Annotated in this window: 20 protein-coding genes; 13 read left to right on the forward strand and 7 right to left on the reverse strand. The window is 65.3% G+C overall.

Annotated features, from left to right (window positions below; all coding sequences use genetic code 11):
- Positions 1–137: 137 nt before the first annotated feature.
- Positions 138–1,097 (forward strand): helix-turn-helix domain-containing protein, encoded by a 960-nt coding sequence (locus GJV26_RS16050; RefSeq protein ID WP_155709703.1) that lies wholly within the window; start codon positions 138–140, stop codon positions 1,095–1,097.
- Between the two features lie 93 nt (positions 1,098–1,190).
- On the opposite strand, the gene recQ is transcribed toward GJV26_RS16050, so the two are convergent.
- Both recQ and GJV26_RS16060 read right to left on the reverse strand, forming a co-directional pair.
- Entirely contained in the window at positions 1,191–3,011 is a 1,821-nt protein-coding gene (gene recQ, locus GJV26_RS16055) for a DNA helicase RecQ (protein ID WP_155709704.1), read from the reverse strand.
- A gap of 52 nt (positions 3,012–3,063) precedes the next feature.
- Positions 3,064–3,897, reverse strand: a complete 834-nt coding sequence (locus GJV26_RS16060; protein ID WP_155709705.1) for an undecaprenyl-diphosphate phosphatase — start codon at positions 3,895–3,897, stop codon at positions 3,064–3,066.
- A 262-nt stretch (positions 3,898–4,159) separates the two neighbouring features.
- Between GJV26_RS16060 and GJV26_RS16065 the strand changes: the two genes are divergently transcribed.
- The 5 genes from GJV26_RS16065 (at position 4,160) to GJV26_RS16085 (ending at position 9,664) form a co-directional block, all read left to right on the forward strand.
- Complete coding sequence (locus GJV26_RS16065) at positions 4,160–4,504, forward strand: hypothetical protein (RefSeq protein WP_155709706.1); 345 nt, start codon at positions 4,160–4,162, stop codon at positions 4,502–4,504.
- 247 nt (positions 4,505–4,751) lie between these two features.
- Positions 4,752–6,980: a beta-glucosidase BglX gene (gene bglX / locus GJV26_RS16070; RefSeq protein WP_155709707.1), complete on the forward strand. Its 2,229-nt coding sequence runs from the start codon at positions 4,752–4,754 to the stop codon at positions 6,978–6,980.
- An 8-nt stretch (positions 6,981–6,988) separates the two neighbouring features.
- Entirely contained in the window at positions 6,989–8,317 is a 1,329-nt protein-coding gene (gudD, locus tag GJV26_RS16075) for a glucarate dehydratase (protein ID WP_229419321.1), read from the forward strand.
- A complete protein-coding gene (locus tag GJV26_RS16080) occupies positions 8,317–9,372 on the forward strand; it encodes a LacI family DNA-binding transcriptional regulator (protein WP_155712523.1) in 1,056 nt (351 codons plus the stop codon). Before gudD ends, GJV26_RS16080 begins: the two co-directional genes overlap by 1 nt.
- Positions 9,373–9,382: 10 nt before the next feature.
- Complete coding sequence (locus GJV26_RS16085; protein WP_155709709.1) at positions 9,383–9,664, forward strand: DUF7660 family protein; 282 nt, start codon at positions 9,383–9,385, stop codon at positions 9,662–9,664.
- A gap of 6 nt (positions 9,665–9,670) precedes the next feature.
- Here the strand turns inward: GJV26_RS16085 and GJV26_RS16090 are convergent, their stop codons facing one another.
- Positions 9,671–9,928, reverse strand: coding sequence for a YkgJ family cysteine cluster protein (locus GJV26_RS16090; RefSeq protein WP_155709710.1), 258 nt, complete (start codon positions 9,926–9,928; stop codon positions 9,671–9,673).
- 79 nt (positions 9,929–10,007) lie between these two features.
- Positions 10,008–11,249 carry a DUF445 domain-containing protein gene (locus GJV26_RS16095; RefSeq protein ID WP_229419322.1) on the reverse strand — a complete coding sequence of 414 codons (1,242 nt, stop codon included), beginning with the start codon at positions 11,247–11,249 and terminating at the stop codon, positions 10,008–10,010.
- Between the two features lie 125 nt (positions 11,250–11,374).
- Between GJV26_RS16095 and GJV26_RS16100 the strand changes: the two genes are divergently transcribed.
- From GJV26_RS16100 to GJV26_RS16120, 5 genes are all read left to right on the forward strand, one after another.
- The gene (locus GJV26_RS16100) at positions 11,375–11,596 is read left to right on the forward strand and encodes a hypothetical protein (protein ID WP_155709711.1); all 222 of its coding nucleotides are present in this window, start codon (positions 11,375–11,377) and stop codon (positions 11,594–11,596) included.
- Positions 11,597–11,780: 184 nt separating this feature from the next.
- Positions 11,781–12,413, forward strand: a complete 633-nt coding sequence (locus GJV26_RS16105; RefSeq protein ID WP_155709712.1) for a TetR/AcrR family transcriptional regulator — start codon at positions 11,781–11,783, stop codon at positions 12,411–12,413.
- A gap of 175 nt (positions 12,414–12,588) precedes the next feature.
- Positions 12,589–13,242, forward strand: coding sequence for a protein-L-isoaspartate O-methyltransferase family protein (locus GJV26_RS16110; protein ID WP_155709713.1), 654 nt, complete (start codon positions 12,589–12,591; stop codon positions 13,240–13,242).
- A gap of 9 nt (positions 13,243–13,251) precedes the next feature.
- A complete protein-coding gene (locus GJV26_RS16115; protein WP_155709714.1) occupies positions 13,252–13,575 on the forward strand; it encodes a rhodanese-like domain-containing protein in 324 nt (107 codons plus the stop codon).
- A 72-nt stretch (positions 13,576–13,647) separates the two neighbouring features.
- Positions 13,648–14,958 (forward strand): TolC family outer membrane protein, encoded by a 1,311-nt coding sequence (locus GJV26_RS16120; protein WP_155709715.1) that lies wholly within the window; start codon positions 13,648–13,650, stop codon positions 14,956–14,958.
- Between the two features lie 136 nt (positions 14,959–15,094).
- On the opposite strand, the gene gloA is transcribed toward GJV26_RS16120, so the two are convergent.
- The 3 genes from gloA to GJV26_RS16135 form a co-directional block, all read right to left on the reverse strand.
- Positions 15,095–15,505, reverse strand: coding sequence for a lactoylglutathione lyase (gene gloA, locus GJV26_RS16125; protein ID WP_155709716.1), 411 nt, complete (start codon positions 15,503–15,505; stop codon positions 15,095–15,097).
- 120 nt (positions 15,506–15,625) lie between these two features.
- Entirely contained in the window at positions 15,626–16,963 is a 1,338-nt protein-coding gene (locus GJV26_RS16130) for a PQQ-dependent sugar dehydrogenase (protein ID WP_155709717.1), read from the reverse strand.
- 92 nt (positions 16,964–17,055) lie between these two features.
- Entirely contained in the window at positions 17,056–17,334 is a 279-nt protein-coding gene (locus GJV26_RS16135; RefSeq protein ID WP_155709718.1) for a hypothetical protein, read from the reverse strand.
- Between the two features lie 158 nt (positions 17,335–17,492).
- On the opposite strand from GJV26_RS16135, the gene GJV26_RS16140 reads away from it, so the two are divergent.
- Positions 17,493–18,425 carry a DUF3667 domain-containing protein gene (locus tag GJV26_RS16140; protein WP_229419323.1) on the forward strand — a complete coding sequence of 311 codons (933 nt, stop codon included), beginning with the start codon at positions 17,493–17,495 and terminating at the stop codon, positions 18,423–18,425.
- Positions 18,426–18,600: 175 nt separating this feature from the next.
- A complete protein-coding gene (locus GJV26_RS16145) occupies positions 18,601–19,500 on the forward strand; it encodes an NAD kinase (protein WP_155709719.1) in 900 nt (299 codons plus the stop codon).
- Positions 19,501–19,508: the final 8 nt, after the last annotated feature.

Here is a 19,508-nt window from a genome sequence, read left to right on the forward strand (position 1 = left end):
AAATGTTCCCCAAATTCGGGGTCTGACCCCGGTTCCAGGAAATATTGCCCGGCAGGTGGCGTGGCTGGTTGTCTGGACTTGCGCATTTCACCGGCAGGCTGGCTGAAAGACGGGTGATGGATGCTAGACTTTTCGTCATGCACATTGACCTTCTTGCCGATTCGATTCCCGACGCGCGCCTCACGCCGGCCGCGCGCGTGGCGCTGGCGGCGGCGCCGCGCGATGCGATGGGCCACGCGGTGTTCCGCACGATGAGCGGCACCGATGCGAAGCTGGAGCGCTTCGCGTGGCTGGGCGACGGGCTGGCGGCGGCGGTGTGGGAGCGCCATACGGACGAGCAGCTCACCGTGTACAGCGAGCCCGGCCACCACACGCTGTCGTGCTACCTGGGCGGCGGCTACCGTGTCGAGCGTAATGGCGCGCCGGGGCAGTTCGGCGCACCACGCCGCCTCTGTTCATTGCCGGACTGGCACGAGTCGCGCTGGATGGTGCGCGATTCGCTGCGCCTGATGCACATCTACTTCATGCCGGAGCACTTCACGCGCCGCGCCGTGCTGGAACTGGACCGCGAGCCGCGCGAACTGATGCTGCAGGACCGCACCTATTTCGACAACCCGGCGCTGGCGCGCCTGTGCGAATCGTTGCTCGATGCGCCATGGCTCGGTACCGACGGGCTGCTGCGCGCCAACGAGATCGCGCACGGGGCCCTGTCGCAGCTGCTGCACGACCAGGCCGCGGTACGGCCCGACCCGCGCTTGCGGGGCGGCCTGGCGCCTTACCTCCGGCGGCGCCTGGCGGACTGGATCGAGGCCCACCTGCATGAACCCATCACGCTGGGACGTCTCGCGGAACTGGCCTGCCTGTCGGAATTCCACGTGGCGCGGATGTTTCGCACGTCGTTCGGCCTGCCGCCATCGGCCTGGATCGCGGCGCGGCGCATCGACCGCGCGAAGCTGCTGCTGAAAACAGGAGCGCTGCCATTGCGGCAGGTGGCCGATGCCTGCGGCTACGCGGACATGGCCCACTTCAGCCACCGCTTCCGCGCGGCGACGGGCGTGCCGCCGGGCCGCTGGCGGCAGGCGATTACAGGAAATTGAAAGGAAAACCGAGCAGAAGCGTGAACAGCAACCTGGACGGAATCAAAACGTGCCCGGGGGAGGCCGGTCAGCCAAGCCGGCCGGCGAAACCCGTCAGGTCAGGTCCCTGATCAGCCGGACGATATCGTCGCCATACGAAGCGAGCTTCTTCTCGCCCACGCCGGAAACGCCGCGCAGCTGGTCCAGCGACGTGGGCTTGGCCTTGGCGATCTCGCGCAGCGTGGCATCGACGAAGATCACGTAGGCCGGCACATTGTGCTCGCGCGCGGCGCCCATCCGCCACGTGCGCAGGCGCTCGAAGATGCCCTGTTCCGTCGAATCGAGATCCGTTTCGACATAGCCTTTCGGCGCGGAGCCGCGCTTGACCTTGACCGGTTTCTGGTACTGCCGCAGCTGCACTTTCTGGCCGCCCTTCAGCACCGGGCGGGCCGCATCCGTCAGCTTCAATGAGCTGTACTGGTCGTGGTCGACGCTGACGAGCCCCAGCGCGATCACCTGCCGCAGGATCGCGCGCCATTCCTGTTCGCTGCGGTCGGCGCCGATGCCGAACACGGAAAGCTGGTCGTGGCGCCAGGTGCGGATCCGCTCCGTTTCCGCGCCGCGCAGCACTTCGATCACGTGGGTGGCGGCGAAGCGCTGGTCGACGCGATAGATCGTCGACAGCAGCTTTTGCACCGGCACCGTGCCGTCGAACGACACGGGCGGTACCAGGCAGGTGTCGCAATTGCCGCAGGGCGTCGACGCTTCGCCGAAATAATCGAGCAGCCGCACGCGCCGGCACGACAGTGTTTCGCACAGGCCCAGCATCGCATCGAGCTTGGCGCCCAGCACGCGCTTGAATTCCTCGTCGGCTTCGGATTCGTCGATCATCCGGCGCTGCAGCACCACGTCCTGCAGGCCGTAAGCCATCCAGGCGCTGGCCGGCATGCCGTCGCGGCCGCCGCGGCCGGTCTCCTGGTAGTAGCCCTCGATGCTCTTGGGCAGGTCGAGGTGGGCCACGAAGCGCACGTCCGGCTTGTCGATGCCCATGCCGAACGCGATCGTGGCGACCATCACGATGTTTTCCTCGCGCAGGAAACGGGCCTGGTTGGCGGCGCGCTTCGCGTGGTCCATGCCGGCATGGTAGGGCAGGGCGCGGATGCCGTTCTCGTTCAGCATCTCGGCCGTTTCCTCGACCTTCTTGCGCGAAAGGCAATACACGATGCCCGAATCGCCCGTGTGCTCGCCGCTGATGAAGTCCAGCAACTGCTTGCGGCCGTTGGCCTTTTCGACAATGGAATAGCGGATGTTCGGACGGTCGAACGACGACACGAATTGCGCGGCGTTCGTCAGGTCGAGGCGGTGCGCGATCTCGGCGCGGGTCTGCTGGTCCGCGGTCGCCGTCAGCGCGATGCGCGGCACGCCGGGGAATTGCTCGTGCAGCACCGACAGCTTGATGTATTCGGGCCGGAAATCGTGGCCCCATTGCGACACGCAGTGCGCCTCGTCGATCGCGAACAGCGCGATCTTCGAATCCTGCAGCAGGTCGAAGCAGCGCTGCGTCATCAGTCGTTCAGGCGCGACGTAGACCAGGTCGAGCTGGCCGGCGCGCACCATGCGCTCGATCCGGGAGGCTTCTTCCCACGTTTGCGTGGAATTGAGGAAGGCGGCGCGCACGCCCACTTCGGCCAGCGCATCCACCTGGTCCTGCATCAGCGCGATCAGCGGCGAAATCACCACGCCCACGCCATCGCGCAACAGCGCGGGAATCTGGTAGCACAGCGACTTGCCGCCGCCGGTGGGCATCAGCACGAGGGCATCGCCGCCGTTGGCGACCTGCTCGACGATTTCCGCCTGCTGTCCGCGGAAAGCCGAGTAACCGAAGACCGATTCCAGCAGGTGAAGTGCGCGTTGACTGATGTCCAGTTGATCCATTGATATGCTTTTGACCCGGGGATGCTGTTCGACCCGGGCCAGCCGACCGGGTCTAGTCGACCCAGGCAACAGTACCGGTGTAGGCAGTGGCGAGAACCACGATGCCGAACACTATACGGTACCACGCAAAGATGGTGAAGTCATGCGTGCTGATATAACGCAGCAGCCAGCGAACGCACAGGAACGCCGACACGAACGCCGCGATCGAGCCCACGCCGAACAACGGCAGGTCGGCCGTGGACAGCAGTTCGCGTGCCTTGTACAGCGAATAGAACGTGGCGCCCAGCAGCGTGGGAATGGCCAGGAAGAACGAAAATTCGGTGGCCGCCTTGCGCGACAGGCCCAGCATCATGCCGCCGATGATCGTGGCACCCGAGCGGCTGGTGCCAGGAATCAGCGCGAACGCCTGCGCGCAGCCGACCTTCAGGGCATCGAGCGTTGTCATGTCGTCCACGGCATGGATCCGCACGGAGACCGGGTTGTTCCGGGCGCGGCGCTCCACCCAGAGGATCACGAAGCCGCCGATGATGAACGCGGCGGCCACCGGCACCGGCTTGAACAGCTGGGCCTTGATGATCCCGCTGAAGAACAGGCCCAGCATGGCGGCCGGCAGGAAGCCGATGATAACGTTCGTCGTGAAGCGCCGTGCCTTCGGATCGGAGCCCAGGCCCGCCAGAACCGCGGCGATCCGCGCGCGGTATTCCCAGATCACCGACAGCATCGCGCCACCCTGGATCGCGATCTCGAAAACCTTGACTTTCTCGCCGGTGAACTCCAGCAGGCTCGCCGTCAGGATCAGGTGGCCAGTGGAGGAAATGGGCAGAAATTCGGTGAAACCTTCGACCAGGCCCATGATCAGGGCCTTCAACGCGAGAACGATATCCATGTGCAGGGTAAGGAAGATGAGGGAAGAAGCGTGCCGAAGCAACAACAAAAGCGCGCGCCGAAGCTTACCACGTTGCGACCTCGACAACATGCGAAGCCCAGCCTTTTGGACTGCCATGGCCATGATCCGGATGCAATTAAGGCGGCGTTAAGGCACCACCACGGTTGACGCCACTGCCAACGTCGCGGCTAGTGTTGTAAATCAATAAAAATAATTTCCGCTGGGATAAAAATGACGTTCCAGCGCCACCGGGAGGTCCACGATGAAACACCATGCCAGGGCTGCCCGTGCCCATTTCGCCTTCGCGGTCCTTTACGCCGTTCCACTGGCTGCCTTGCTGGCCGTGGCACCACTGACCGGCAGGCAGCCCGCCACGCTGCCTGCCGTGTTTGCCGCCATGCTGGTGATCGTGCATCTGTTCATCGGGTGGGGTGCCTGGCGGGCCCGGAACTGGGCACGCCTGACGACACTTGCGCTGGCGTTTCCCGCGCTGCTGGCGATACCGCTCGGCACACTGGTCGCGATATTGCTGATTTCATATTGCTGGCAGGCGTGGGACGACCGCAGTTCCCCATCGGCGCCGCGCGGCATCCGGGTCGCGGACTGACATCGACCGGTACCGTTGTTTTGTTTTGACTTCCGGGCCCGGGCCGATTACTATTTTTGCAAACTGGTAGCGGTACCAGCCGTGTTTCGGACAATGCATCCTTCACTCCACGGAGAGACGACGCCGGCATGGCATTTCCGCTGGCGTAATGGACCACGGTGGCATGGCGGCCCGGAGCAGTTGCCGGTTCCGGCACGGCCAGAGCACCCAAAAGAGCAACAACAAAATAAACAAGGAGACTTCCGGAATGACCTTACGACCCATCGCACTGGCCGCTTCGCTGCTGGTGCTGCCGGCCCTCGCCTCGGCGCAGGATGCCATCGACCGCAAGGTGGATGCGCTGCTGCAGCAAATGACACTGCAGGAAAAGGTCGGCCAGCTGCACCAGCTGTCCGGCGCCGAGGCCACCGGGCCGGAAGCGGCCAAGCGCGCCAGCCAGATGACGGAAATCCGTGCCGGCAACGTGGGCTCGATGCTGAACATCAAGGGCGCGAAGGATACCCGCGAAGCCCAGGCGCTGGCGCTGCAGTCGCGGCTGAAGATCCCGCTGCTGTTCGGGCTGGACGTGATCCACGGCTACAAGACCGTGTTCCCGGTGCCGATCGGCGAAGCGGCATCGTGGGACCTGGAAGCGATCGAGCAATCGGCCCGGGTGGCCGCGCGCGAGGCGGCAGCGGCCGGCATCCACTGGACGTTCGCGCCGATGGTGGACATCGGCCGCGATCCGCGCTGGGGCCGCGTGATGGAAGGCGCCGGCGAAGACACGTACCTGGGCTCGAAGATCGCCACCGCCCGCGTGCGCGGTTTCCAGGGCGCCAGGCTGGGCGCCACCGACCGCGTGATGGCCACCGCCAAGCATTTCGCCGCCTATGGCGCCGCGATCGCCGGCCGCGACTACAACGCGGTGGACATGAGCCTGCAGCAGCTACATGAAGTATACCTGCCGCCGTTCAAGGCGGCCGCGGACGCCGGCGTGGCCACGTTCATGAACTCGTTCAACACGCTGAACGGCGTGCCCGCCACCGGCAGCGCGTTCCTGCAGCGCGATATCCTGAAAGGCGCCTGGAAGTACCAGGGCTTCGTGGTTTCCGACTGGGCTTCCGTCAAGGAGATGGTGCTCCACGGTTACGCGAAAGACCTGCCCGACGCCGCCGTGAAGGCGATCAACGCCGGCAGCGACATGGACATGGAAGGAGAGGCGTACATCGCCCACCTGGCGCAGGCGGTGAAGGATGGCAAGGTGCCGCAGAAGCATGTCGACGATGCCGTGCGCCGCATCCTGCGCAAGAAGTTCGAGATGGGGCTGTTCGACGACCCATACCGCTTCTCCGATGCGCAGCGTGAACAGGCGGTGCTGGCCGATCCCCGGCATCGCGCCATCGCGCGCGACGTGGCCCGCAAGTCGCTGGTGCTGCTGAAGAATGAAGCGCTCCATGGCACGCCTGTCCTGCCGCTGGCGAAGGGGGCGCGGAACATTGCCGTCATCGGCCCGCTGGCCGACTCGCGCCGCGACCTGGAAGGCGGCTGGGTGGTGTCCGACGTGCGCGGCGAAGTGGTCAGCATCGTGGACGGCATCCGCAACCATGCGCAGGGGGCGCAGATCAGCTACGCGGCCGCCTGCGCGCCGGGCTGCACCAGCGCCGATGGCTTCGACGCGGCCGTCGCCGCCGCCGCCAGGGCCGATGTGATCGTGCTGGCCATCGGCGAAACCTGGGACATGAGCGGCGAAGCGAAGTCGCGCACCGATATCGGCCTGCCGGGCCGGCAAACGGAGTTGTTCCAGCGGCTGAAGGCCACCGGCAAGCCGGTCGTCGCGGTGCTGTTCGCCGGCCGGCCGATGATCTTCAACGAGATCGCCGATGCCGCCGACGCGATCCTGTACGCGTGGTTCCCCGGCTCGGAAGGCGGCAACGCGGTGGCGGACGTGCTGTTCGGCGACTACAACCCGTCCGGCAAACTGCCGGCCACCTTCCCGCGCAACCTGGGCCAGATCCCGCTCTCGTATGCGCAGTACAACACCGGCCGCCCGGTCACGGACGAGAAGGACATCGTCTACCGTTCGGCCTACATCGATTCGCCGAACACACCGCGCTATGCGTTCGGCCATGGCAAGAGCTATACGGAGTTCGGCTACTCCGGGGTGCAGCTGGACCGCACGATCCTGCGGCCGGGGCAGACGGCCACGCTGTCGTTCGACCTGGAGAACAAGGGCAAGGTCGCCGGCACCGAGATCGCGCAGCTGTACCTGCGCGACACGGTGGCCTCGCTGGTGCGCCCGGTAAAAGAGCTGAAGGGCTTCACGAAAGTCCACCTGCAGCCGGGCGAACGGCGCCGGGTCACATTCACGATCGACCGCGATACGCTGTCGTTCTTCGACAGCGCCCTGAAGTGGCGCGCCGAGCCGGGCGAATTCAGGCTGATGGTCGGCAGCGCGTCCGACGACATCCGGCTGGAAACGACCCTGCACCTCCAATGAGAGACACCATGAACGATACCCCCGTCATCACCTCGGTCCGCGTGATCCCCGTCGCGGGGCGGGACAGCATGCTGCTGAACCTGTCCGGCGCGCACGCGCCTTTCTTCACCCGCAACCTGCTGATCCTCACCGACAGTTCTGGCAGGCAGGGCGTGGGCGAAGTGCCGGGCGGCGAAGCGATCCGCAAGACGCTGGAAGATGCGCAGGCGCTGATCGTCGGCCGCCCGGTCGGCGACTATAACGCGGTGCTGAACTCGGCCCGCACGGCGTTCGCCAGCCGCGATGCGGGCGGCCGCGGCGTGCAGACGTTCGACCTGCGCGTGGCGATCCATGCGGTGACGGCCATCGAATGCGCACTGCTCGATTTGCTGGGCCAGTTCCTCGGCGTGCCGGTGGCGGCGCTGCTGGGAGAGGGGCAGCAACGCGACCAGGTGCCGATCCTGGGCTACCTGTTCTACATCGGCGACAAGCATAAAACCGACCTGCCGTACGCCAGCGAACCGGATGCGCCGGATGCCTGGAGCCGGCTGCGCCATGAAGAAGCCTTGACGCCCGAGGCGATCGTGGCGCTGGCGGATGCGGCGTACGATCGCTATGGCTTCCGCGACTTCAAGCTGAAAGGCGGCGTGCTGCGCGGCGAGGAGGAAATCGAAGCGGTGACGGCGCTGGCGGAACGCTTCCCCGAAGCGCGCATCACGCTGGACCCGAACGGCGGCTGGCTGCTGGAGGATGCGATCCGCCTGTGCCGCGACAAGGGCGACGTGCTGGCCTATGCGGAAGACCCGTGCGGTCCGGAGAACGGCTACTCGGGCCGCGAGGTGATGGCCGAGTTCCGCCGCGCGACCGGCCTGCCGACGGCGACCAACATGATCGCCACCGACTGGCGCGAGATGAGCCATGCCATCGCCCTGCAGTCCGTGACGATCCCGCTGGCCGATCCGCACTTCTGGACGATGCAGGGTTCGGTGCGCGTGGCGCAGCTGTGCCAGGCATTCGGCCTCACGTGGGGTTCGCATTCGAACAACCATTTCGACGTGTCGCTGGCGATGTTCACCCACGTGGCCGCGGCGGCGCCGGGCAACATCACCGCCATCGACACGCACTGGATCTGGCAGGACGGCCAGCGCCTCACGAAGGAACCGCTGCGGATCGTGGGCGGCCTGGTCGACGTGCCGAAGACGCCGGGCCTGGGCGTGGAACTGGACATGGACGAAGTGGAAGCGGCGCACCGGCGCTACCTGGGCATGGGCCTGGGCGCGCGCAACGACGCGGCCGCGATGCAGTTCCTGGTGCCGGGCTGGCAGTTCGACAGCAAACGTCCATGCCTGGTGCGCTGATGGCGGACACCGACAAGCACGCCGACAAGGACGCCGGCAACATGCCGGGCAGGCGCCGCCGCAAGGGCCTCGGCCTGACGCTGCGCGACGTGGCCCGGCTGGCCAACGTGGCGCCGATCACCGCGTCGCGCGCGTTGAACACGCCCGACGCGGTGTCGGACGAGATCCTGCGGCGCGTGAAGGATGCCGTCGAGCGCACCGGCTACGTGCCGAACCTGCTCGCCGGCGGCCTCGCGTCGCGCCGCTCGCGACTGGTGGCCGCCGTGGTGCCGACCATTACCGGCTCGGTGTTCTTGGAGACGGTACAGGCGCTGACCGAGACGCTGGCGGCCAACGGCTACCAGATGATGCTGGGCCAGTCCGGCTACCACGGCTCGCGCGAGGACGCGCTGCTGGAAACGATCATCGGCCGCCGCCCGGACGGCGTGATCCTCACCGGCATCATGCACTCCACGCTGGCGCGGCGCCGGCTGGTGGCCAGCGGCATTCCCGTCGTCGAGACATGGGACCTGACGCCGACGCCGGTCGACATGCTGGTGGGTTTTTCGCACGAGAAGGTGGGCGCCGCCGTGGCGCAGTTCCTGCACAGGCGCGGCCGGCGCCGCATGGCCTGCATCAGCGCCGACGACGAACGCGCAATCCGCCGCAACCTTGCCTTCGCCAACGCCGCCCAGGCGCTGGGAGCGGACGTGGTACCGACCCACATGGTGCCGGCGCCCAGTTCCGTGGCCAGCGGCCGCGAAGGCCTGCGCGCGCTGCTGGCGAAAGACCCGTCGCTCGACGCGATCTTCTGCAGCTCCGACATGGTGGCGCTCGGCGTGCTGACCGAGGCCCAGGCACAGGGCATCAGGGTGCCGGACCAGCTGGCCATCATCGGGCTGGGCGACCTCGCCATGTCGCGCGAGCTGCACCCGGCGCTGACCACCGTGCGGGTCGACGGCACGCTGATCGGGCACACCGCCGCGCAGTACATCATGCAGCGCGCCGACGGGCTGGTGGTGGCGGAGCCGGTGTGCGATGTGGGGTTTACGATCGTGGAGCGGGCGACGACTTAGGAGCCATAAGATGAACTTGATGGACTACCTTCATGCGGTCAATGACGAGCACACATTTCTGGCGTTCGTGCATGCTTTGACGAAGGACCGTCATGCTGCTGTGAACAAATCTGCCGCCGACAACAGCGATGACGTTGAGAACGGCTGGAGCAATGAAACAATAGAAGGGTTTCTGGAGTCAGCACATGCCTGGGCGGAGGAATCCGATTTCGGTGCGCGGCAGGGGCTTGATTCTGCCTCGCCCTGGAAAAAGTTCGCGACTTTTCTATATTGCGGGAAAGTTTACGAATAAGCGTGCTCAAGCCGGCGCGGTCGCCCGCTCCAGCTCCGCCAGCCACACCATCGCATGCTCGCGGCTGTCGCCGCACATGTCGGCCGCTGGCTGCAGGCCGCCGCAAAACGCCGGCCGCTCCGGCTTGCCGAACACGCGGCACCGGTTGTCGTCATCGAGCTGCACGCAGCGCACGCCGGCGGGCTTGCCGTTCGGCATGCCGGGAAGCGGGCTGGTAATCGAGGGCGCGGTGCAGCAGGCACCGCAATGGTCGCGGCAGTTCATGGTCGGGCGGGCGGTAGTGTGCAAGAACGGGGCAAGGGCGGGACAGGGGCGCTGGAGAAAGCCGGCTATTGTACCCCGCTCAGTGCCCGCCCAGCAGCAGCGAAATCGAATACAGCAGCACGCCCACGACACCGCCGACCAGCGTGCCGTTGATGCGGATGAACTGCAGGTCGCTGCCCACCTGCAGCTCCAGCTTCTGCGAAATCGTTTCGGCATCCCACTTGTCGATCACCTTCTGCACCACCGCCACGATCAGCCCGCGCCGCTCGACGATCGCCTCGGCGGCGAAGCTTTTCAGCCACTCGTTCAGCTTGGCCCGCACCGTGGCGTTCTGCTCCAGCGCGGTGGCGAAAATGCGCAGCGCGCCCTGGGTGCGCAGCAGCAGCCGCGATTCGGGCGATTCGCTGGCCGCCAGCAGCCGGATGCGAATGTCGCCCCACACGCCGGACACGTATTCGCGGAACAGCGGGTGCGTTAGCCCGCGCGTCAGCAGGGCGCGCAGCTTCTGTTCGTATTCGGGCGATTCTTCTAGCTTCGCGATCAGCTCCGTGATCGCGTCGTGGAAGCGGGCGCGCCATTCGCCGTCTTCATCGGCCATGTCGTCGAGGATGCTGCCGATGCCGTCCATCAGCCGCTCGAAGAATTTTTCGTCGACCATCTTCGGTATCCACTTCGGGCTGTGGTCGTGCACCTTCTGGCGGATATAGCCACGGTTTTCCTCCAGCGCGGCGGCGACCAGGCCCAGCACCTTCTGCAGCAGGCGCACGTGCTGGCCGTTCGCCACCAGTACCGACAGCACCTGGCCCATCAGGGGCGCCAGCCTGACATCCTTCAGGCTGGAGGCCAGCGTGCCGCCGACGAAACTGGCGGCGTCGCGGTCCTCGATCATGTTCAGCACCGCGGGAATGGTGCCGACGATGCGTTCGGCCACGGCGCGGTTGTTGGTGTCGTCGACCAGCCAGCGTGCGCAGGTTCCGGCGAAATCCACGTCCTTCAGCTCGTTTCGCACCACTTCCGGCGTGATGAAGTTATGTTCCAGGAATTCGGCGATGTTGGCGCCGATCCGGTCCTTGTTGCGGGGGATGATGGCGGTGTGCGGGATCGGCAGGCCGAGCGGATGGCGGAACAGGGCGGTGACGGCGAACCAGTCGGCCAGGCCGCCCACCATCGCCGCTTCGGCGAAAGCGGCCACGAAGCCCAGCCACGGGTAATCCGGCTGCAACAGCCTGGCGGTCACGAAAACCCCGGCCATGGCGGCCAGCAGGCAGGTGGCAATGCGGCGGATGCGCCGCAGGCGCAAGAGGGGATCCCTGGACGGCAACACTATCTCCCGGCAAAAGACTTGCCCGATGATACGTCGGCACGGCCGTGCGTTACCGTTCGGTACGTCACGATGCGGCCGGCTGGATTAGGATTGCCGGTACAGGAAAAACCACGGAGATCACCATGGACCGCGAACGACCGAAAGCAGGCGACGTGGTGCGGCCGATCGGCTGGCACCAGCAGATGATCGTCATCGCCGTGCGGGGCGACGATATCCGCTGCCGCTGGAACGACGACGAAGGCGAGCACGAGCAGGCATTTCCGTCCGGCCAGCTGGAAACGGTGCACCGCGGCGCCGAATTTTCCGCCAATCCGGAGCGCAGCCGGATCACGCATCGCCCTTAGTGCAGGGAGACGCAACCTTGACGTTGCTTTAGTGCAGGTCTATCATTTACTGACCCGCCAGTAAGTAAAGGGGCGGGTAATTGCAAGCAAGCGTCACGACAAGCGTCAAAACAAGCGTCGAAAAAGTGTCAAGCAAGCAGCAGGCAGCCCCGTAACAGCCAAGTATTAGCAAAGCAATCCCTCTATGCAATCCGACACGAAACCGCGCTGGGAGCGCCGCAAGGACGCCCGGCCGCAGGAACTGCTGGCCGCCGCGCTGGACCTGTTCGTGGACCGCGGCTACGCCGCCACCCGCCTGGAAGACGTGGCGCGTCGCGCCGGCGTGTCGAAAGGCACGCTCTATCTCTATTTCGAAAACAAGGAAGAGCTGTTCAAGGCCGTCGTTCGCGAGAATATCGTGGGAGTGATCGGCAAGGCGGAGAGCGATGTCGCCGCCGCCGACAGCACTTCCTGCAGCGAGCTGCTGCGCGCGATGCTGCGCCGCTGGTGGGCCGATGTGGCCTCCACGCGCGCCTCCGGGCTGGCCAAGCTGATGGTGGCCGAAGCCGGTAATTTTCCTGAAATTGCCCGGTTTTACAATGAGGAAGTGATCGCGCGCGGCCATGCGCTGATCGCCTCCATTGTGCAGCGCGGCGTGGAGCGTGGCGAATTCGTGCCGGTCGATGCGGAAATGATGACGCGCGTGTTGACGGCGCCCGTCACGATGCTGATGCTGTGGGCGCACAGCTTCGATCCGTGCTGCGGGCCGGTCGACCCGGAAGCGTTCATGGATGTCTATCTCGGCCTGGTCGAGCGCGGCATGGCACGGCCGGCGTGAACCGGCAAGGCTGCCGCAAGTTCGTGCGCAGCCATCGCAATTTCGTTCATTCAACCCCGCCAAACTGCAGACTGTCGCAATTTCAGGCCACCCGCCGTCGTTATCGTTAATATCCCGTCCAGACCAGTTCAACGATAAAATGACGGATTCTTATTCCTTCACTAAAGTCTAAAAGATGAATATCGAACAAGCCCGATTCAATATGATCGAACAGCAGATTCGTCCGTGGGACGTGCTGGACACCGATATCCTCGATCTGTTGATGGTTGTTAAACGCGAGGATTTTGTACCGGAAGCCTACAGGAAACTGGCTTTTGTCGACACTTCCATCCCGCTGCCGGGCGGCGCCTCGATGCTGAACCCGAAGATCGAAGCGCGCATCGTGCAGGACGTGCACGTGAAGAAGCATGAGAACGTTTTGCTGGTCGGTGCCGGCAGCGGCTATGTGGCCGCGCTGCTGGCGCACCGCGCCCGTCACGTGACCGTGGTCGAGATCGATCCGGCGCTGAAGGAACTGGCACAGAAGAACCTGGCCGCGAACGGCATCACCAATGCGACCGTGGAACTGGGCAACGGCGCGCAGGGCTGGGCCAACGGCGCCCCGTTCGACGTGATCGTGTTTGCCGGCGCGCTGCCGGTGCTGCCGGAATCGGTGCTGCAGCAGGTGAAGCCCGAAGGCCGCATCCTGGCGATCATCGGCGAATCGCCGGTCATGTCCGCGCACCTGATCACCCGCACCGCCGAAGGCAGCTACGACACGAAGAAGCTGTTCGAGACCGACGTGCAGCCGCTGCAGGCCGCCGTCACGCCATCGCACTTCACGTTCTGAAAGCTGGCCATGCAACAGATTACCGCTCCCGAGCTGGCCGCCTGGCTGGCCGATGACAAGCGCGCGCGCCCGTTCCTGCTGGACGTGCGCGAGAACTGGGAATTCGACACCTGCCATATCGAAGGTGCGACCCTGATGCCGATGCAGTCCATCCCGGCCCGCATCGACGACCTGGACGAGGATGCGGAAATCGTCTGCATCTGCCACCACGGCGCGCGCAGCCTGCAGGTGGCGGCGTTCCTGGAGCGGCACGGCTTCCAGAAAGTCACGAACCTGACGGGCGGCGTACACGCCTGGGCATTGCAGGTGGATGAATCGATGCCGAAGTACTGAGCAGGCGATCATCGCGGCGGCCGGGAAAAGAACAACACGAACCAACCCTTGACGAGTCCAACGGAGAACGCAATGCAGAGACCCCTTATCGCCATGCTGATCGCCGGCGCATTGACATGGAATGCACCAGCGGCGCAGGCGGCCGATCTGATCCAGGTTTATCAGCAGGCGCTGGCAAACGATGCCACGTATGCCAGCGCGCGCAATTCGCTGACAGTGGGGCAGGAACGGATTACCCAGGGGCGTTCCCAATTGTTGCCGGGGATTGCGCTGCAGGGCAACCACACGCGTTTCTACGGTACGACCACGCCGCCGACCGGACAGAAGGCGGATTCCGACAACCACCAGAATTCCTACAGCTTGACGCTGTCACAGCCGCTGTTCGATTACGCGGCATGGCAGTCTTACGAGCAAAGCAAGCTGTCGCAGGCACAGGCCGAAGTACAGTTCGCGCAGGCCCGGCAGGACCTGATCGTGCGCGTGGCCCAGTCCTATTTCGACGTGCTGACGGCGCAGGACAACCTGGCATCGATCCAGGCGCAAAAGTCCGCCACGACCGAGCAGCTGGCATCGGCCAAGCGCAACTTCGAAGTCGGCACGCAGACCATTACCGATACCCACGAAGCGCAAGCCGCGTACGACCTGGTGGTGGCGCAGGAATTCGCCGCCATCAACGCACTCGAAGTGGCGCGCACCGCGCTGCAGCAGATCGTCGGCACCGCGCCGGCATCGCTGGCCACGTTGCGCGCCGGGGTGACGATCGCGCCGCCGGAACCGGCCAACATCGAGCCATGGATCTCGGCCGCCGAGGCGGACAACTTCAATGTGGCGCTGCAGCGGCTGAGCGTGGAAATCGCCAAGCGCGAGATCGCCCGCAACCGCGCCGGCCACCTGCCGACGGTGGACTTCACCGCCAACTCCAACCGCGTCAGCCAGACGGGCCTGGGCATCACCCGCGGGACGACGGTCGGCGTGACATGGACGGTGCCGATCTTCAACGGTTTCGCCGTCACCAGCAAGGTGCGCGAAACCATCGCCCTGGAAGAAAAATCACGCAACGACCTGGAAGCGAACCGGCGTGCGGCCGCGCAGAGCGCCCGCCAGGCCTACCTGGGCGTCAACAGCGGGCTGGCGCAGGTCAGGGCGCTGCAGGCGGCGGAAGTGTCGAGCCAGTCCGCGCTGGAATCGAACAAGCTGGGCTACCAGGTGGGCGTGCGGATCAACATCGACGTGCTGAATGCGCAGCGCCAGCTGTACTCCACGCAGCGCGACCTGGCAAAGGCCCGCTACGACACGATCATGAACGGCCTGCGGCTGAAGGCGGCCGCCGGCACGCTGCGGGACGAGGACCTGGCGCCGGTGAATGCGTTGCTGACGAACTGACTCCGCCCGGGAGGCGAAAACCGGTGTCCGGCATCCGCGCCTGCGGCGTGGTGTCCGACACCATCCAGCTTCCAGCAATGAAAAACGCCGGCCCGTGCGATGCACGGGCCGGCGTTTTTCATGGGCTGCGCGACAATCAGCGCAGGCCGCCGCCTTCGGCATCGAACGAGCGTTCGATCAGCTCGATCTTGTAGCCGTCCGGGTCGGTCACGAAGGCGATCACGGTGGTGCCGCCTTTCACGGGGCCCGGCTCGCGGGTCACGTTGCCGCCGTTCGCCTTGACCGCCGCGCAGGCTTCCACGATGTTCTCGGAAGAGATGGCGATATGGCCGTAGGCGTTGCCCAGGTCGTAGCTGTCGGTACCGTAGTTGTACGTCAGTTCCAGCTCGGCGTGATCCGGGTTGTTGCCGTAGCCGACGAAGGCCAGCGTGTACTGGTACTCGGGATTGTCGCTGGTGCGCAGCAGTTTCATGCCGAGCACGTTGGTATAGAAATCGATGGAGCGCTGCAGGTCACCGACCCGCAGCATGGTATGCAGGATGCGCATTGCCGTAGTCTTTCGTTGTTGCCAAAGGTGCGATTGTAGGGGTTTTCGCGGATCTTCGCCGAGAGCGACCGGCCGCCTGTGCGCCGGTTGCTTTCGTATTTGCCCGGAGTCCGGTTGCTGTTATTGCCCCGCCGGCGCCACGCGCCAGATCGTGTTGCCCACGTCATCGGCCACCAGCAGCGCGCCATCCTTCGCCACGGCGACACCGACCGGGCGGCCCTTGGCGCGTTCTTCCTTGCTGAGGAACCCGGTGAGGAAATCCTGCGGCGGGCCGGAAGGCTTGCCGTCCGCGAACGGCACGAACACCACCTTGTAGCCGCTGTGCGGCTTGCGGTTCCACGAGCCGTGCTGGCCGATGAACGCGCCACCCTGGTAGCTGGCGGGGAACAGCCTGGCCGTATAGAACTCCAGGCCCAGCGATGCCGTATGCCCGCCCAGCGCGTAGTCTGGCACGATGGCCTTGGCGACCAGGTCCGGCCGCTGCTTCTCGACGCGGGTGTCGACATGCTGGCCGAACCAGCTGTACGGCCAGCCGTAGAAGCCGCCGTCCTTCACCGAGGTCAGGTAGTCCGGCACCAGGTCGTTGCCCAGTTCGTCGCGCTCGTTGACCACGGTCCACAGCGTCTTCGTCTTCGGTTCCCACGCCATGCCGTTCGGGTTGCGCAGGCCCGTGGCATACAGCCGCGATTTGCCGGTGGCGCGCTCTAGCTGCCAGATGGCGGCGCGGCCTTCCTCCTTGTCGATGCCGTTCTCGGCCACGTTCGAGTTCGAGCCCACGGTCATGTACAGGAACTTGCCGTCCGGGCTGGCGGTAATGTTCTTCGTCCAGTGGTGGTTCAGCGGGCCGGCGGGCAGGCTCATCACTTTCACACCCGATGCCGCGATGGCCGTCTTGCCTTCCTCGTACGGGAAGCGCACCACGGCATCCGAGTTCGCCACATAGAAGTCCTTGTTCACCAGCACCATGCCGAACGGCGAGCTCAGGTTCTTCAGGAACACGCTGCGCGTTTGCGCCGCGCCGTTCGCGTCCACGCCGCGCAGCAGCGTGATGCGGTTCGCCGACGGCGAAACGGCCCCCGCCTTTTTCTGCATGTGCTTCATGATCGCGCCCTTGACGCCCTTGCTGTCCTCCGGCTTCGGCGGCGCGTTCGTCTCGGCCACCAGCACGTCGCCGTTGGGCAGCACGTACAGCCAGCGGGGGTGGTCGAGATCGCGGGCGTAGGCGGTGACCGTGAAGCCGGCCGCGGCCACGGGTTTCTCGTCGCCTTTCCACACGTCGGTGGGCGCCACGTTCACGGTCGGGATCAGCGACTTCTCCGGTGCCGGCAACTTGGGATTCGGGCCCCAGCCGGCGGGAAAGCCGGTCGATGCGGCGGCCGGTGCGGAAGGCGAGGCGGGGGACTGGGCCAGGGCGGCGCCGCTGGCCAGCAGGGCGCCAAGAACAAGGATCGGTTTCATGATGGTCGTGTCGGCAGGCGTTGGAAGAACATGGAACCCGGAAAAAAATCCCGGCAAGCAGGCCGGGAAACAGTCCGGGGAAAGGAACAGGTTCAGTCGCGCTTGATCACCGGCAGCGGATCCGCTTCCGGCGCGGCATTGCCCGGCGGCGCTTTCTGGATGCCGGCTTCCTGCTGGTGCAGGTCGGTGTCGACCAGGCCCGCTTCGATATCGCGTCCGGCCTGCTCGATGCGGCTGCGCACCGGCTGGTGCTGCGTGCCCTCGGGCGACTGGTCGCGTTCGTGCGGCAGCCGCTTGCCGGCCGTGTCGTCGATGTGGACTTCGGTATTGACCTGGCGGTCTACCGTGTTCGGCTCTCTCGATTCACTCATGATGCGTCTCTCCAATTACTTAGCTGAATCTCATGTTATCGGTTACGCCCGATCGTGGTCGCCCGCTTGGGAGTGTTGCATTATTGCCATTTTCATAGTGCATTCCTGCCATGAAGTGGTTAGCATGAAAGACTGCTTCGCCAACGAAAGGCAACCGCTTGAAACCCCTCCAGAACCACATGCCCGGCCCGGATGCAGCCGGTCATCATGCGGCCGACCACGCCGTGCCGGCGAACTGCCGGAACTGCGGCACCGCCGTGGCCGACCACTATTGCCCGCACTGCGGCCAGGAAACTCGGCTGCACATGCCGAGCTTTACGGAATTCGCGCATGAATTCATCAGCCATTACGTGGCACTGGAGGGCAAATTGTGGGGCACGTTCATGCGCCTGCTGTTCCGGCCGGGCGCGCTGACGAACGAATACCTGGCCGGCCGGCGCCGCCGTTACGTGGAACCGCTGCGCCTGTACCTCACGCTATCGATCCTGTTCTTTGCGCTGATCAAGGTGTCCGGCGTCAGCGTGTTCAGCACGACGGTCGATACCGCGCCCGCCGTGATCGCCGGCGCGCCCGCCGCCCGGGGCGTCGAGAAAAGCCCGGCAGAACGCGGCGACACGCTGGAAATCGGCGCCAGCCTGCCGCAAGAGCTGAAGGGCTGGCCGGCCGTCGCACACGCCGTCGACCGCTTCGACGAACTGGGCAACGAGGAGAAAGGCAAGGCGCTATCGGCCAGCTTCTTCCGCTACGCGCCGTATGCGATGTTTTGCCTGATGCCCCTGTTCGCCCTGTACCTGAAGGGGCTTTACGTGGGGACGGGGCGGCGTTATGGCGAACACCTGCTGTTCGCGCTCCATGTGAACTCGTTCGCCTTCGTGATGTTTACCGCGTTCGCGGTGATGCCGGACGGTTTCTTCAAGTTCCTGCTGTTCTGCTGGCTGCTCGGCTACCTGCCGTGGGCAATGCGTCGCGTCTACCGGAAAAGCCGGTGGGGCACCGCCCTGCGCTGGGTGGCGCTGATGGCGCTGCATATGCTGTCGCTGGCGGCGGCGGTCCTGGTGGCCATGTTCCTCGGTATCGCGCTCGCCCGCTGACGCGTGGCACCCATCTTGCACAACTGACCACCGGGCCTTATACTGGTTAAATATACAGTAATCGTGAGCGTGCCCCGGGTTGATGCGGGAGCGCTGCATGGCGAAACGGCATTGAAATGAGGTACCCTTCGCCATGCACGCCTCGTGCATATATCTGTCCCGTCGAAAGCTCCCTATGCCCGCCACCCCTGCCATGTACAACACGATCGCGCTGGTCGTCCGGCCCAATACGGCCGGCATCGAAGATTCCGTGCGCGACGTTCTCGCTTTCCTGCGCCAGGGCGGCTACAGCGTCGTGTTCGATGCGGACACGGCCGCGCACCTGAACATGCCGGAGATTCCCGCGATGAGCGCGCAGGGCATCGGCGAAAAATGCGATTGCGCGATCGTCATGGGCGGCGACGGCACGATGCTGGGCATTGCCCGCCAGCTGGCGCCGTTCGAGATACCGCTGATCGGCATCAACCAGGGCCGGCTGGGCTTCATGACCGATATCCCGCGCGAAGGCATGCTGCCGGTGCTGGGCCGTATCCTTGCCGGCACCCACAAGCTGGAGCGCCGCACGCTGCTCGAAGGGCGCGTGCTGCGCAACGGCAAGCCGATCCACTTCGGGATGGCCGTCAACGACGTGGTGGTGGCGCGCGGCGCCGGCAGCGGCATGGTGGAACTGCGCGTCGATGTCGACGATCACTTCATGTACAACCAGCGCTCGGATGGCCTGATCGTTTCCACGCCCACCGGGTCGACGGCCTACGCCCTGTCGGCCGGCGGGCCGCTGCTGCATCCCACGCTGGGCGGCATCGTGCTGGTGCCGATTGCGCCGCATGCGCTGTCGAACCGGCCGATCGTGCTGCCCGACTCGAGCGAGATCGTCATCGAGATCAACCGCGGGCGCGACATCACGGTGAACTTCGACATGCAGACGTTCGCCAGCCTGATGCCGCAGGACCGCATCCATATCCGGCGCTCGCCGCACGCGATCACCTTCCTGCATCCGGAAGGCTGGAGCTACTACAACACGCTGCGCGAAAAACTGCACTGGAACGAGTACCCGTCCACGGACGGGAAAATCTGACGCAAGAA

This window comes from Pseudoduganella dura (assembly GCF_009727155.1).
GTDB lineage: Bacteria > Pseudomonadota > Gammaproteobacteria > Burkholderiales > Burkholderiaceae_D > Rugamonas > Rugamonas dura.

Excerpts from the sequence above, each read along its gene's own strand:
- GJV26_RS16050 (WP_155709703.1), top strand. The coding sequence starts at position 138 with ATGCACATTGACCTTCTTGCCGATTCGATTCCCGACGCGCGCCTCACG.
- recQ (WP_155709704.1), bottom strand. The coding sequence starts at position 3,011 with ATGGATCAACTGGACATCAGTCAACGCGCACTTCACCTGCTGGAATCG.
- GJV26_RS16060 (WP_155709705.1), bottom strand. The coding sequence starts at position 3,897 with ATGGATATCGTTCTCGCGTTGAAGGCCCTGATCATGGGCCTGGTCGAA.
- GJV26_RS16065 (WP_155709706.1), top strand. The coding sequence starts at position 4,160 with ATGAAACACCATGCCAGGGCTGCCCGTGCCCATTTCGCCTTCGCGGTC.
- bglX (WP_155709707.1), top strand. The coding sequence starts at position 4,752 with ATGACCTTACGACCCATCGCACTGGCCGCTTCGCTGCTGGTGCTGCCG.
- gudD (WP_229419321.1), top strand. The coding sequence starts at position 6,989 with ATGAACGATACCCCCGTCATCACCTCGGTCCGCGTGATCCCCGTCGCG.
- GJV26_RS16080 (WP_155712523.1), top strand. The coding sequence starts at position 8,317 with ATGGCGGACACCGACAAGCACGCCGACAAGGACGCCGGCAACATGCCG.
- GJV26_RS16085 (WP_155709709.1), top strand. The coding sequence starts at position 9,383 with ATGAACTTGATGGACTACCTTCATGCGGTCAATGACGAGCACACATTT.
- GJV26_RS16090 (WP_155709710.1), bottom strand. The coding sequence starts at position 9,928 with ATGAACTGCCGCGACCATTGCGGTGCCTGCTGCACCGCGCCCTCGATT.
- GJV26_RS16100 (WP_155709711.1), top strand. The coding sequence starts at position 11,375 with ATGGACCGCGAACGACCGAAAGCAGGCGACGTGGTGCGGCCGATCGGC.
- GJV26_RS16105 (WP_155709712.1), top strand. The coding sequence starts at position 11,781 with ATGCAATCCGACACGAAACCGCGCTGGGAGCGCCGCAAGGACGCCCGG.
- GJV26_RS16110 (WP_155709713.1), top strand. The coding sequence starts at position 12,589 with ATGAATATCGAACAAGCCCGATTCAATATGATCGAACAGCAGATTCGT.
- GJV26_RS16115 (WP_155709714.1), top strand. The coding sequence starts at position 13,252 with ATGCAACAGATTACCGCTCCCGAGCTGGCCGCCTGGCTGGCCGATGAC.
- GJV26_RS16120 (WP_155709715.1), top strand. The coding sequence starts at position 13,648 with ATGCAGAGACCCCTTATCGCCATGCTGATCGCCGGCGCATTGACATGG.
- gloA (WP_155709716.1), bottom strand. The coding sequence starts at position 15,505 with ATGCGCATCCTGCATACCATGCTGCGGGTCGGTGACCTGCAGCGCTCC.
- GJV26_RS16130 (WP_155709717.1), bottom strand. The coding sequence starts at position 16,963 with ATGAAACCGATCCTTGTTCTTGGCGCCCTGCTGGCCAGCGGCGCCGCC.
- GJV26_RS16135 (WP_155709718.1), bottom strand. The coding sequence starts at position 17,334 with ATGAGTGAATCGAGAGAGCCGAACACGGTAGACCGCCAGGTCAATACC.
- GJV26_RS16145 (WP_155709719.1), top strand. The coding sequence starts at position 18,601 with ATGCCCGCCACCCCTGCCATGTACAACACGATCGCGCTGGTCGTCCGG.